Annotated in this window: 11 protein-coding genes; 6 read left to right on the plus strand and 5 right to left on the minus strand. The window is 56.0% G+C overall.

Annotated elements, in window-relative coordinates:
- Window positions 1-137 precede the first annotated feature (137 nt).
- The 4 genes from G7064_RS00750 to G7064_RS00760 all read right to left on the minus strand — a co-directional run bounded on the left by G7064_RS00750 (window position 138) and on the right by G7064_RS00760 (window position 6,733).
- Entirely contained in the window at window positions 138-1,703 is a 1,566-nt protein-coding gene (locus G7064_RS00750) for a RagB/SusD family nutrient uptake outer membrane protein (RefSeq protein WP_166072053.1), read from the minus strand.
- A gap of 17 nt (window positions 1,704-1,720) precedes the next feature.
- A complete protein-coding gene (locus tag G7064_RS21840) occupies window positions 1,721-2,185 on the minus strand; it encodes a hypothetical protein (RefSeq protein WP_205711150.1) in 465 nt (154 codons plus the stop codon).
- A gap of 173 nt (window positions 2,186-2,358) precedes the next feature.
- On the minus strand, window positions 2,359-4,776 hold the full coding sequence (locus G7064_RS00755) for a SusC/RagA family TonB-linked outer membrane protein (protein ID WP_205711151.1): 2,418 nt from the start codon (window positions 4,774-4,776) through the stop codon (window positions 2,359-2,361).
- 1,111 nt (window positions 4,777-5,887) lie between these two features.
- On the minus strand, window positions 5,888-6,733 hold the full coding sequence (locus G7064_RS00760; protein ID WP_240935903.1) for an alpha/beta hydrolase: 846 nt from the start codon (window positions 6,731-6,733) through the stop codon (window positions 5,888-5,890).
- A 245-nt stretch (window positions 6,734-6,978) separates the two neighbouring features.
- On the opposite strand from G7064_RS00760, the gene G7064_RS00765 reads away from it, so the two are divergent.
- The 6 genes from G7064_RS00765 (at window position 6,979) to G7064_RS00790 (ending at window position 12,603) form a co-directional block, all read left to right on the plus strand.
- The gene (locus G7064_RS00765) at window positions 6,979-7,884 is read left to right on the plus strand and encodes a glycosyltransferase family 4 protein (RefSeq protein ID WP_166072055.1); all 906 of its coding nucleotides are present in this window, start codon (window positions 6,979-6,981) and stop codon (window positions 7,882-7,884) included.
- Window positions 7,830-8,189 (plus strand): glycosyltransferase, encoded by a 360-nt coding sequence (locus tag G7064_RS00770; protein ID WP_133273057.1) that lies wholly within the window; start codon window positions 7,830-7,832, stop codon window positions 8,187-8,189. Before G7064_RS00765 ends, G7064_RS00770 begins: the two co-directional genes overlap by 55 nt.
- An 11-nt stretch (window positions 8,190-8,200) precedes the next feature.
- The gene (locus G7064_RS00775) at window positions 8,201-9,373 is read left to right on the plus strand and encodes a glycosyltransferase (protein ID WP_166072056.1); all 1,173 of its coding nucleotides are present in this window, start codon (window positions 8,201-8,203) and stop codon (window positions 9,371-9,373) included.
- Window positions 9,374-9,492: 119 nt separating this feature from the next.
- Window positions 9,493-10,308: a pyrroline-5-carboxylate reductase gene (gene proC, locus G7064_RS00780; protein ID WP_166072057.1), complete on the plus strand. Its 816-nt coding sequence runs from the start codon at window positions 9,493-9,495 to the stop codon at window positions 10,306-10,308.
- A gap of 187 nt (window positions 10,309-10,495) precedes the next feature.
- Complete coding sequence (locus G7064_RS00785; protein ID WP_166072058.1) at window positions 10,496-11,740, plus strand: bifunctional 3,4-dihydroxy-2-butanone-4-phosphate synthase/GTP cyclohydrolase II; 1,245 nt, start codon at window positions 10,496-10,498, stop codon at window positions 11,738-11,740.
- A gap of 44 nt (window positions 11,741-11,784) precedes the next feature.
- Entirely contained in the window at window positions 11,785-12,603 is an 819-nt protein-coding gene (locus G7064_RS00790; RefSeq protein WP_133273053.1) for a hypothetical protein, read from the plus strand.
- Window positions 12,604-12,691: 88 nt separating this feature from the next.
- Here G7064_RS00790 and G7064_RS00795 read toward each other — a convergent pair whose 3' ends face one another.
- Complete coding sequence (locus tag G7064_RS00795) at window positions 12,692-13,459, minus strand: ABC transporter permease (RefSeq protein WP_166072059.1); 768 nt, start codon at window positions 13,457-13,459, stop codon at window positions 12,692-12,694.
- Between the last annotated feature and the right edge of the window lie 34 nt (window positions 13,460-13,493).

Here is a 13,493-nt window from a genome sequence, read left to right on the forward strand (position 1 = left end):
CAGAGTAGCGGGTAGCGCCCAACTGCGTTTGTCGGAGTAGAAATTAAGCAATGGGGTAGGAAGACGACGGACACAAGTCGGCCGCTGGCTGCTGCCGTTCAGCAGTAACCAACGGCCGGTTTGTGTGCTACCAAAGGCTAGTAGCCTGGGTTCTGCGTGATGTTACGGTTCACATCCACCTGGGTTTGCGGTATAGGATAGATCAGGTATTTCGGGTCGCTCTGGGGCTTGTCTTTGCGCGCCAGCAGAAACTTGCCGAACCGAATCATATCCTGCCGCCGCCACGACTCGCTATACAGTTCCCGGCCCCGCTCGGCGAGCAACGCGTCGAGGTTAAGCGAGGTGAGAGCACTGGCTCCGCGCGAAGGGTGAGTGCGTAACGAGTTCACGATGGCTAGGGCCGTACCCCCGAATCCTCCGGCATTGGTAGGCGTGCCGCCCCGCAGGATGGCTTCGGCCTTCATCAGCAGCACATCGGCTAGGCGGAAGGATACATGGTCATTTTCAGCGCCGTTGCCTCCTTTGGCCTCACTTGGGTAATCCACGGGGTATTTTATGGGCCGGATACCCTTCGCTTCGAGGTCAGCCCCGGTTTCAAACAAGTTAATTTCCTTGGTGAACGCCAGCGGGGCCCCGCCCCGGGTAGTAAGGGGAGCATCGGTAGCCAGATTGTACTGCTGACCAATCAAGAAGCCCACGTTGATCCGCCGGCCGGGGTTGGCGGGCCCGCCTGCTACGTCGTAGGCCACGCCCCGGCGCTTATCGGTCGCCTCAAACAAGTCGTAGAGTTCCGCCGGGGCTGCCGGACCGTTATAGCCGTCCACGGGCCGCATGTTGTAGTGCGACACGAACTTCCACAAGTCGCGCACGGGGCCGCTATTGCCGAAGGTATTGGCCTGCGTGAAGATGTTCTCCCGGCCAATAGCCCCGTTGTTGGGCGCGAAGTTGTCGAAGTAGTTGGGCGTAAACGAGTACTTGCCGGTGTTGATGATCTCGTCGGCCAGCTTAATCACCTGGTTCATATCAGCCGCCGCGAAGGTTGGGGACTGCCGATTGGCGTATACACCCTTATTGAGGTAGCACTTCATCAGCAGCACCTTGGTCGCGTCCTTAGTGGCGCGACTAACAGGGGCATCGGGCAGGTTGGCTTGAATAGCGTTCAGCTCGCTGACGATGTAGTCGAGCGCCTCAGTGCCCTTGCGCACCCGCGCCAGTTCGCTCAGGTTCTCGCCGGGCTCTCGATAGAGCACCTGGTCGTAGAGGTCGAGCACCAGATACATAGCCCAGGCCCGCAGAAACCGGGACTCAGCTTCCTGCTGGGGGGAAGGGGAGAAGCGCAGCAGGTCAGTGGAAGCGTAGATGATGCCATTGAGTTGGGTGTAGGTTTCCCGCACCCGCTCATTATTGGCATCCCAGGTATGGTTGTAGAGGGCGCGCCACTTGCCATTATCGTCCCAGTCTGGCCCGCGGGTGGGCATGATGCGGGAATCGGTGGACACTTCCTGGAGGGCAAACACGCTTACGTGACCCTGAATAGGTTCGCGCTGAGCATTATACACGCCCTGGAGCAGTGAGGTAAGCTCGCCGCGCCGAACTTGGCTTTCCGTCAGCTGACCTTCCAGCGTTTCGTCAATTTCACAACTAGTAGCCGCCTGTAATAAAGCCAGGACGGCAGCTGCACAGGCAATCTTAGAATATCTCATGGTGGGAAAAGCAGAGGTTACAGATTGAAATTAACGCCGAACGTAAAGGTGCGGGCGCTGGGGTAGGGTAGGTAATCGATTCCAACCGAGGGCACTTGGTTGGCTCCGCGCTTCACGGTGTTTACTTCCGGGTCAAACCCATCGTAGTCGGTAAGCACGAACAGATTCTGACCCGTAACATACACCCGAGCGCCCTTTATGAATGTGCTCACGTCGCCGAGGGCATAGGAAAGCGTCAGGTTAGACATTTTGAGAAAATTTCCCTTTTCCAGATAGCGCGTATTGGCCGCCGCTGGATTACCTAATGACTCCTTAATTGGATTTTCAAACGTAGAGAGGGCAATATTTTTGCCGGCCCCAATCTGGCCCACATTGCCCACTGCGTTGACCGTGTTGTTATAGATGTACTGACCGAACACGCCGGTCATGTTTGCCACCAGGGCGAGCTTGCCGTAACGAGCGTTGGCACCTAGGCCCAGCAACGTACGGGGGTTGGGGCTACCAGCGTAAACTGGGTTTGCTAGATCAATTGGATTAGATAAGCCCTGCTCGTTGAGACCGTTGAATTGAGGCAGGAAGAAGGCATTGATGGGGTAGCCGTTCCTAATGAGTTGGGACGTAGCCCCTGACAGGCCCTGACCGTTGATGGCTCCAGTTATAATGGGGGGCCTACCAGATCTGACACTTCATTGCGAATGAAAGTGGCGTTAGCATTGAAACTCACCTCCACTTGCTCGTTGGTCACCAGCGTAGTTCCCAGGGACATCTCTACGCCTTTGTTTACAATCTTAGCGTCGAGGTTGTCCCAGCGAATAGCCGCGTTGGCGGGACGGGGCTCGCCGGGGGTCGTCGGGAAGAGGATATCGGTGGTCGTTTTGTTGAAGTAGTCAGCCGAGAAGGTGAGGCGGTTGTTGAAGGCCCCGATATCAATGCCCACGTTGAACTGGGCGTCGGCCTGCCACTTCAAATCATCGTTCGCGTCGTTGAGCGGCGACTGGGCGCCGTTGTTGTCGAGGGTGTAGCGAAACTGGGCCGCGCCGGCCGGAAACTCCTGGTTGCCGGTAAGGCCGTAGCCGGCCCGCAGCTTAAGCTGGGTAAGCCGCTCGGCCGGGAAGAAAGCTTCCTGGCTTAGATCCCAGGCCGCGGCAAACGAAGGAAAGTAGCCCACCCGATTGTTCGGTCCGAACTTGGTGCTTTCATCCCGGCGCAGCGTACCGGTCAGTACGTACCGGTCCTTATAGCTGAAGATGGCCCGACCAAATACCGATTGCAGCTCTGACGACGGGTCGAAGAAGGAAGACACCTGGCGGTTGCCGGCGGCCGAATACTGAATGTAGTTGGTGTAATCGAGGCCGAAGTTGCCGAAGCCGCCTTCATCCCGATTACCAAACGCATTCACGTTGGAGCCTGAATTACTAAACTTTGTGTACTCGTAGCCCAGCACTGCATTCAGGTTCAGGTCAGTTGCTACTTCTCGGTTGAAGTTAAGCGTGTGAACGATCTGCTGGGTTACGAGCTCATTGTTGCTGATGGCTGCAAAACCCTGCCCTTCAATACCGGGATAGTTTATCAGACGCTGGTCAATAGATGTGCGCCGCTCGCCGCTGTTGTAGTTTACGCTCAGCAGCATCCGGTATTCGAGCCAGCTGGTAAACTTATACGAAGGCGCAATGCTGGCTAGAATGGTATTCACCCGCGAGGCATCGTTGTAAAGCTCCTGGGCTGCCAAGGGATTCACCACGTCGCCGGCCTGAATAAAGAGCGACCCGTCCTGGTTGCGCAGGGGCTGGGTGGGGTTCCACTGCAACGCCTGCCCGATGAGGCTGCCCCGGAAGCCGGCGTCGGTCGTAATGTTGGCCAGCTCTTCTTGGAACTGGCTGGTCGCGATGTTTACGTCCACGCCCAGCTTCTTGCTTTCCAAGAATTGCAGGTTGGTGGAGAGGTTGGCGCTGTACTTCTTGAATCCGGTTTTGCGTACGATGCCATCCTGGTCGAGGTAGCCCAGGGAAATACGGTAGCGGCCGGTTTCACCGCCCCCGCTCATGGCTACGTTGTAATTTTGCAAATAGCCGGTGCGCAGAATTTCCTCCAGCGCGTCCACGTCGCTTCCCTTGTCGTTGGTGGCTGGTGCCCCGTAGTAGGTGAGAGCCTCCCGGTACTGGCCGGCGTCAAGAAACTCAGGCCGGCGCAGCAGCGTCGAGAAGCCGGTTGAGGCCCCAATACTGAGTGTCGGGGCGCCCGTGCGGCCTTTTTTAGTGGTAATAAGCACTACCCCGTAGGCGGCCCTTGAGCCGTAGATAGCCGTGGCCGAGGCATCCTTGAGCACGGTGAAGGTCTCGATATCGTCGGGGTTGAGGAAGTTAAGCGGGTTGCTGTCGGCGCCAGCGCCCACGTCGGCCGAGGCCACCAGGCCGGGCCGTGCCGTGCGACCATCAAGCGGCACGCCGTCTATCACGTAGAGAGGCTGGCCAGTACCAGTTACGGCGGAGTTGCCGCGGATTCGGATAGTGGACGGTCCGCCGGGCTGCCCGCTGTTGTTGCTCACCTGCACCCCCGACACGCGACCCTGAAGAAGCTGGTCCGGGGAAGTAAACGTTCCCTTGTTGAATTCCTTTTCGCCAATTACTGCCACCGCCCCGGTCAAATCTTGTTTCCGCGTTGTGCCGTAGCCCGTTACAACGACTTCGTTCAGCTTCTGGGTATCCTCCTGCATGGCTACCTGCACTGTAGACTTGCCCGCAATAGAAACCTGCTGGGAGCTATAGCCAATAGAGGAGAAGGACAGGGTCGTTGTACCCTCGGGCACGGTCAATTCAAAGGTGCCATCCGCGCCTGTGCTAGTTCCCGTGGTCGTTCCCGGAATGATAACCGTCACGCCCGGCAGGCCAGCGGACTGCGCATCTACCACCTTGCCCGAAACGGACCGAGTAGCTTGTGCCTGGCTCAGAATCGGAAACAGCAGGAGGAGGAAGCCTACGATTAGCACCCGTAGCCAGGTCGGCTGATGGGCGCCAGCCGGAACGGCGTCCCCTGACTCATCCAATGTGTACTGTTGGTACAAGTTGTTGTTCATAAGTGAAAAAGTGAAATGGTGGGAATTTTAAAGGCCCGGGCTCCGAAAAGTGCTGCAACAATCGCGACGAAACCCGACAAAAGCGTAAGGCAAAAAGTACTGGTAAGCGTGATGTGTATGTAGTCTGGTTGACAGGTGTTAGTGCATGGCTAAGGATCTGCTCCTCAGCCCATAACATCAGCCAGTTGATTGGTACCCCTTTAACCACGTAAGGCTCTTGGCACAGGGTAAGCGAAAAAAGGCAGGAAGTAAGGGACTGTCACACTTTCCGCAGGCGGACTTAGCTGCGTAAAGGAGAACCATGTGGGCATCCATGCCCAAGCTCATCAGGTCGTTTCCTTGAACTGGAGTAGCGATATAATCCTGGAGGGTAGGGAAAGCGTAGCCGCGAGTCCCACTCCCACTTAGGGATAAGCTGATGGCAGGTCGGGACAGAAGGATCTGTACACCGCGTGTAAGGGCGCTAATAAGCAGAAAAACAAGCCAGTAGAACTTTTTTTCCATACGCCTGAGTGAGTAAATCCATTCTCACGCTGCCCTGCTGCCGTTTGGTAGGGCGTGGTGTGAATGAAGTATATTCATTTTTTTTAACTATATCTATTTATTTCACTATAATGTTTTGGCATGGTTGCCAATTCCGTCTCCGTTGGCCTGCAGGGAGTTAGTGGTGCAAACAAGTTAGCCGGGGAAGGACATATATATGCTGTAGAGGTAATCAAAACTAGCGGAGCTTCGGCCCACCAAGCGGCGTACATGCGACGAGCTCTTCAAGTATAACCTACGTGGCTGTTGTAGAGGTCTCAGAACTGATTCTACAGCCATTTTGACACTTGCCTAACCGCAATAACTGGCCCTGCTCAAACCCTATCTAAAATACGGTGGCCGCTTAAATCACCGTTTCACTGAACCGAATCGGGCTTGCAAGCACTTGACTCCAGCAGGCGTGGCCGTAGGTCGGTGCCTTACCTGCTTATGTCGCTTTCCACCTGACAATTCGAGTCTTTATGATGGGGGGCTTTTGTTGGTTCCTTTCTACTTCTCGCGGCCGCAGTTCTGTCGTAAATGAGCGACACAGTAGCGCGGGCGCGGTTACGTGCAGCGTGGCATCGTGCTACTTTCGCTCTGCGCCAAACAGGAAACGCAGCGCTTCGTATTCTGCAATAAAGGGAACCGACATGTGGCTGTCGTCTTGGTAATACTTTCCTCGGTACTTCAACCCATTTTGCTGGTTGTGCTCAAAATATCGCTGCAATTGTAAGGCGCTCCGCATGTGCAGGGTAGCCATTGTGGTATCCGTTAGCACCGTAGTTACGTCCATGCCCTCGTCCGCCGTGTTGGCAATGCCTAGGTAGAGGGAGGTTCCGTGAAAACGCCTGGTTTCCAGCGCCCGTTTTGTTTCTTTCAACAGGGCTTGGTTGTCCCACCACATGCTTGGGTCAAGGCAGATGTAGGAATCAAACAAACGGGTGTGGTGCACAAAAATTTGCATCACGGCAAGCCCCCCAAGAGAGTGGCCGATCAGCATTTTGCGGGGTTGGGTCGGGTAGTGCGCGTCGATATATGGCATCAATTCCTGTTCGATAAACGCAATAAATGGTTCGCCCCCTCCAGTCGTTTTGCTGGCACCCGGCGCCCAAAAAGGTGGGTCGGCGACCACGTGTGTGGGGGTCAAATCTTTTCGTCTGTCTGGATGCAGCAGGCCGACCACGATCATTTGCGGACACAGCGCGTTGTAGTTGGTGCTGAGGTATTGAATCATGCTCGTCGCCGCGGCAAACTGGGCGTCGGCATCGAATAAGTACACCACCGGGTAGCGTTGTGTGGCCGCCTGGCCTGCTGCACCAGCGGGCACGTGGACATAAAATTTTCGGTTTTCTTTCAGTATCGTGGACCGGAGGCTGTCCGTGTGGCCCAGGACCGTTTGGTTGCCGGGCTGCGCCGCGCCATGATAGCACACCAAAACGCACGACAGGAAAAGAATAAATCGGTTCATGTGAGTAGCTGCGTTTGATGGGTTAAAAGTCAGTCGTGTCGATTGAAGTTACACGAGGCGCCTCGCATAACTATAAAACGGGGGCTTACATAACGCGGCGCTGTTCCTTAACTGCTGCCATAGTTCGTGTATAGCTAGGGCTTGGTCGCCTGTGTGTTCTTTGTAGCTTTGCGACTCCCGAATAATATATACTTATTATAATACTACCGGTGCATATCCTGCAGCTTTGTCCGCGCGTGCCGTTTCCGCCTCATGACGGAGGCGCCATTGCCATGTACGACGTTGCTGCTGGCCTGGCCCGTGCGGGGCACTGCGTAACTGTACTGGCCGCCAACACGCCCAAACACGAGCAGGCAGCGGATGTATTGAGCCACTTGCCTGGCGTACGCCTACTCACGGTGCCCATTGATACGCGCCTGAACCCCGTAAAGGCGCTGAAAAACCTGCTTTTGGGTAAAGTGCCCTATAATGTTGAGCGGTTTATAAGCCCGCAGATGGTGACGGAGTTGAGGCAACTGCTCCGCACGGAGCGCTTCGACGTGGTGCAGGTGGAGGGCACGTTCGTGGCGTGGTATGTGGATATTATTCGGGCCGAAGTCCTCAACCTGCCAGTAGTGCTGCGCGCGCACAACGTGGAGCATACGATCTGGAAAATGTTGGCGGAGCGGGAGCGCAACCCGATCAAAGCCATGTATCTGCATCATCTGGCGAACGGGCTGAAGCGTTTCGAGGAAAAGTATTTGCCCCGTTTTAATGCCGTGGCCGCCATTACGGCGCCTGATCAGCGCCGCCTACGGACCATGGGCTGCCCGGAGCCGGTGGTATTTATTCCGGCCGGCGTGGACTTGAAGCGGTTTCAAATAGATGCGGCTATTCAGCCCAAGCCCAGAACGCTGTTTATGATTGGCTCGCTTAACTGGCTACCCAATCTGGAAGGCTTCGACTGGTTTCTGACCAATGTGTGGCCTTATGTGCACGAGCAGATGCCGGAGCTGGAGCTTCACATTGCTGGTAAGGATACGCCTGAGCGCATCTTGCGGCTGCGGGGGGCAATGTATTCGTGCACGGCTTCGTTGAGTCGGCGGCGGAGTTTATGCAGCGCTATGAAATCATGATAGTGCCCTTGCTGAGCGGCGGCGGCATGCGCATCAAGATTATTGAGGGCATGGCGCTGGGCAAGTGTATCATTAGCACGGGCTTAGGCTCCGAAGGGATCAGCGTACGCAACGGCCACGATATTGTGCTTTGTGATGAGCCCAGCGAGTGGATTAACCGTATTGCAAGCTATTACAACGGCGAATTAGATCAGGCCCGAATCGGGCAGGCAGCCCGCAAAACTATCTTGAGCACGTACGATAATCTTCAGGTTGTAAACCACTTTGTAGACTTGTACCGCAGCTTGGCTGCCCCCGGCGCCTAACTTTGCCCCCCATGAAGCTGCTCGTCCTGCTGTCCCGGTTTCCTTATCCGCTTGACAAAGGCGACAAGCTGCGTGCCTTCCATCAGCTTCGCTACTTAGCTCAGCGCCACGAGATTTGCCTGTTTGCCCTCACTGATGAACCCGTGTCGCCATCTGCGCTGGCGGCCGTAACGCCACTCTGTGCGGGTGGACTACACATTCATCAGCTGCGCCGGCCTCGCATCGGCCTGAATATGACGCGCGCCCTGGCTAGTGGGCTGCCATTGCAGGTGGGTTACTTTCACGATGCCAAGGCCCAGCGCTGCCTCGACCAGCTAATCGCGCAGTTTCAGCCCGACCACGCTTACTGCCAGCTCATCCGCATGGCTGAGTACCTGCGTCCGCACGCGGAGCGGCTGCCTTGCACCCTCGATTACATGGATGTATTCTCGGCGGGCATGCAGCGCCGGGCCGAAAAAGCCCCCCAGTGGCAGCGACCGGTGTTTCAGCTCGAAGCCCAACGCCTGCGCACTTACGAGGCGGCAGCATTTGAGTGGTTTCGCCACCACACCATCATTTCCGACCAGGACCGCCAGCTTATCGATCACCCGCGGCGGGCCGAGATTGAGGTGGTGCTGAACGGTATTGATACCAGCTATTTCCGGCCCGTACAGAGCAAAAAAGAATACGAGATTCTGTTTTGCGGCAACATGAACTACCACCCGAATGTGGATGCCGCCGTGTTTCTGGCCGAGGAAATTTTGCCCCTGGTGCGGCAGCGTCATCCGCAGGCTCGTCTGCTGATTGCGGGCACCACGCCGGCGCCCCGAGTACTGGCGCTGGCCTCACCCGCCGTCACAGTTAGCGGCTGGCTCTCCGATATTCGGGAGGCATACGCGGCGGCCGGCGTATTTGTGGCGCCCATGCGTGTGGGCACGGGCTTGCAGAACAAGCTGCTCGAAGCCATGGCCATGCGCCTGCCGTGTGTTACAACCCCGCTAGCAAACAATGCCTTACGCGGAACAGTAGGAGAACATTTACTAGTTGGCCAAACTGCGGCCGAACTGGCAGCGCACATCAGCGACCTGCTCGCGAAGACTGAACAGGCCAAAGCATTGGCCCAGCGGGGGCTTGAGTTTGTGCGCGAAAACTACAACTGGGCCACGGCTACCAGCCGATTGGAGCGCCTGTTTGAAAAGGCCTAGGATAAGCACGGAGCATTCCTGAATTTAGCTTAAATAGCAACGGGGACTGCCGGCGAAGTTGCTGAGCAGAGTAGCAATGAAATGAGCTTCTCTGCTAATCATGAATTGACTTTATCCGCATGAATAAGAACTTACGCATCGCCATTCTGGGCTGCGGCAACATGGGGCAGGCTTTTGCGAAAGCGTTTCTGCAGTACAACCTTGTGGCGCGCACCGATATGCTGCTGCTTGGCCGCGACGACGCGCATTGTGAGCGCCTGAATGCCAGCCAGCTGGGTATGCCAACGGCCTTGTTATCCGCCGAGGTTGGTAGCTACGATGTAGTATTAGTTGCGGTGAAGCCTCAGGATTTTGGCCGGGTAGCTGATGGGCTACGGCAGGTGCTACAACCCGAGCAGGTAGTGGTATCCATCATGGCTGGCATCCCGATTTCGCGTTTGCAGCGAGAGTTGAACCATCGGCAGATATTGCGGGCGATGCCGAATACGCCGGCGTTGCTGGGCATGGGAATCACGGGTTTTTCGGCGTCTTCAGAGGTAAGCCGTACGCGGTTACATCAGGTCGAAAACCTCCTTAATGCTACGGGGCGGTCTATTTTTATGGAAGATGAGAGCCTGCTCGATGCTGTTACGGCCGTCAGTGGCAGTGGGCCGGCGTACTTTTATTACATCGTGCAGGCTATGATGCGAGCTGGGCAGGAGCTGGGGTTCTCGGAGTCGGTGGCGGGGCTGCTGGTAAAGCAGACGATGCTGGGGGCCTTTCATTTGCTGAACAATTCCGACCAAAGCATCGACCAGCTTATTGCCAATGTGGCGTCCAAAGGCGGCACCACGGAAGCAGCGTTGCGTACTTTCCGGGCGGGTCACCTAGCCGAAACGCTGGTAGATGGGATAAAAGCGGCTCAGCAACGCGCTACCGAGTTGGCAAAAGAATAGAGGCCGGCATTCGCGTTCCTCCAGTGCCCTTTAACAGGTTAAACTCTGGCTCAACTCGCTTATATAGCGGTTCGCCATTCGAGAATTTTGCCTGTCGTAACTTCGTGGCGCCGTTGGTGGTTGTTCTGCCAGCTTTGCGACCAAATTTGCCCCCCGCAACATTTTTTAATCTGCTTCACCTACGTTCATGCTTAATTCTATAGAAGACGCCATTGCCGATATCCGCGCCGGCAAAGTAGTTATCGTGGTCGACGACGAAGACCGCGAAAACGAAGGCGACTTTATCTGTGCTGCCCGCTGTGCTACCCCCGAAATTGTAAATTTTATGGCCACTCACGGCCGCGGCTTGGTGTGCGCACCGCTGACTGAAGACCGCTGCGAGGAGTTGGGTTTGGAGCTAATGGTAGGCCGCAATACGGCTTTGCACGCGACTCCTTTCACGGTATCGGTTGACTTGCTGACCCACGGTGTCACGACGGGTATTTCCGCTTCTGACCGCTCCAAGACCATCATGGCCCTCATTGACCCCACTACCAAGCCGGAAGAGCTCGGTAAGCCGGGGCACATTTTTCCGCTGAAAGCGCGTAAGGAAGGGGTGTTGCGTCGTGCCGGCCACACCGAGGCCGCTGTTGACTTAGCGCGTTTGGCGGGGTTTGAGCCGGCTGGAGTGCTGGTGGAGATTCTGAAGGAAGACGGTGAAATGGCCCGCCTGCCCGACCTAGAGGAGGTGGCCCAGCGCTGGAATTTAAAGCTGATTTCGGTACAGGACCTGATCAAGTATCGGCTGGCTAAAGAGAGCCTGATTACGCGTGACATCACCGTCAAATTGCCCACGCAATGGGGCGATTTCGACCTTTATGCTTTCACCCAGCGCTCCAATGGTGCTCAGCACTTAGCCTTAGTAAAAGGAGACCTAACTGGCTCTGAGCCACCGCTGGTACGGGTGCACTCTTCTTGCGTAACCGGTGATATTTTCGGCTCTTGCCGCTGCGACTGTGGTCCGCAATTGCACCGCGCCATGGAGCAGATCGACAAGGCTGGTCGGGGTGTGGTGGTGTACATGAACCAAGAAGGTAGGGGAATTGGCTTGCTTAATAAGCTGAAAGCCTACAAGTTGCAGGAGCAAGGCCGCGACACGGTGGAGGCCAATGTAGAGCTGGGTTTTGGGATGGATGAGCGCGATTATGGCGTGGGCGCTTCTATTCTGCGCGACTTAGGAATTAGCAAGATGCGCTTGCTAACTAACAACCCCCGCAAGCGTACTGGCCTGATGGGTTACGGACTCGAAATTGTGGAAACCGTAGCCATCGAAATTGAACCCAACCAACATAACCAGAGTTATTTAACCACCAAGCGTGATAAGCTCGGCCATATGATTCTGAGTAAGCCGCACCCCGGTAAAACGACGGTAGAAGCCGAAAAAGAATTGTAGCCCAAAGGCCGGAAAACGCGTTTTTTGGCTATATTACTCTGGCTATGAAGATCCTGCGTTCCGTTTTGAGTGCCGGCGCGGCCGCCCTGGTGTTCAGCTTGTATCCCGTTTCGGTTGCCTTAGCGCAGCGCAGCAACTTCGTGCAGGAGTTTGCGGGCAGCACCATTCTGCTGGCCAACGGCGACACGCTGGAAGGCCCTTTGGTGCTGCACCGCAACGAGGACGTGGTGCGCATGACCATGCCTGATAATACCATCAGTACGCTCTCGGCAGTGGCGGTGCAAAGCTTTGCGGTTAAAGGTGAGCAGTTCGATCGTCGCCGCGACGCGTATTACTACGACGACTTTTACGATGCACGCCGGGGCTACTATTACGGCAGCCCAGCGTTCTTCAACGGACCGCTACCCAAGCGCCGGGAGCGGCCTGATACGAGCTTGGTGCGGGTATTTCGAACCTACCGCTGGAACCGCGACAACGACTACAGCGACTACAAATCGCCGGCGTTTTTTGAGCAGTTGAGTAGCGGCCCTACCGTGTTGTTGCGCCGTGAAGCCCTAGTGGAGCGGCCGGTGTACGCTGCCGGCCCATATGGGTATGGCGGTGCGTACGGTGGGTATCCGGCGGGGCCTGCGCGCTATGCTGGCTCGTATTCGGAGATAAAAGACAATTTCTATCTGGGTACGGCCACGGGCAATATTATTCCGCTGCGCAATCCGAAAAAGGATTTGTTGGCTGCTTACCCAAAGCAGGCCCGCCAGATTGAGAAGTATGCCAAGCAGAACAACCTGAACTTTACTATCGCCCGCGAACTGGCCTTTATTGTGAACTACGCCAATTCGCTGTCGGAAGAAAAGCAACCGTAGTTTCTACTATACACTTTAGGAAAAAAGCCCCCCAGATATCATCTGGGGGGCTTTTTTGTGTTGGCAGCTTTGTTAGATGGCCTCAGACCTACAAATCCCGGTAACGAAGCAACAGGTAGCTGCCGAGCCAGAAGAGAGCGGCATAGGTGAGGGCAAGCGGCACGGCCTGTGCGGCGCTGAGGGCGCTGGTGGGGCCGGTCATGGTTTCGAGAACAGCCTGCGAGGGGTTGGGTGTAAGGCTGGAAAATACTTTGGTGGGGAAATAACGATCAATCTGATCATCGACGGGCAGGCGCAGCAGGGGCTCAATTACCCACGAATAGAGCAGAAAAAGCAGAATGGCGGGTCCGCTCTTGCGAATCAGGAAGCCAAACAGAGCGGCCAAGCTGAGGTAGGCCAGCGCCTGCACACCGTAGCGAAGCAGCGCGTCGAACAATCCTTCTGCGGGCGAAGTGCTGGAATCGGTGGCATACCTAAGGCCGAAGTAAAGCCCGACCAACAGCACTACTAGCATCCCAAACAGCGTAAGCAGCCCCGATACGGCTATTTTTCCCTGTATCAGCCCCGCCGGCGATAACCCATCGATGAGCTGTTGGCGGAAGGTGCGAAACTGAAATTCGTCGGTAATCAGAATGATGAGCAGAATGCCCAGCAGCAAATGAAAATAGCTAGCGACGTAAGCCAATTTGGTCCACAAACCCGGAAACGCATACAGGGTGCTGCCCATGGTCTGCCCATTGATAGTCACGTTGCCACCCACCGAAACGAAGAAAGCCAGCAGCCCCACAAAGAGCGCCAGCACAATCCAGACCGTGCGGTAGGGCAGGAGCTTTCTGAGTTCAGCACGTACGAGCATGAGGCAAGAGTAAGAAAATGAAGTTGTTGAGATG

It is taken from the genome of Hymenobacter sp. HDW8 (assembly GCF_011305775.1).
GTDB lineage: Bacteria > Bacteroidota > Bacteroidia > Cytophagales > Hymenobacteraceae > Hymenobacter > Hymenobacter radiodurans.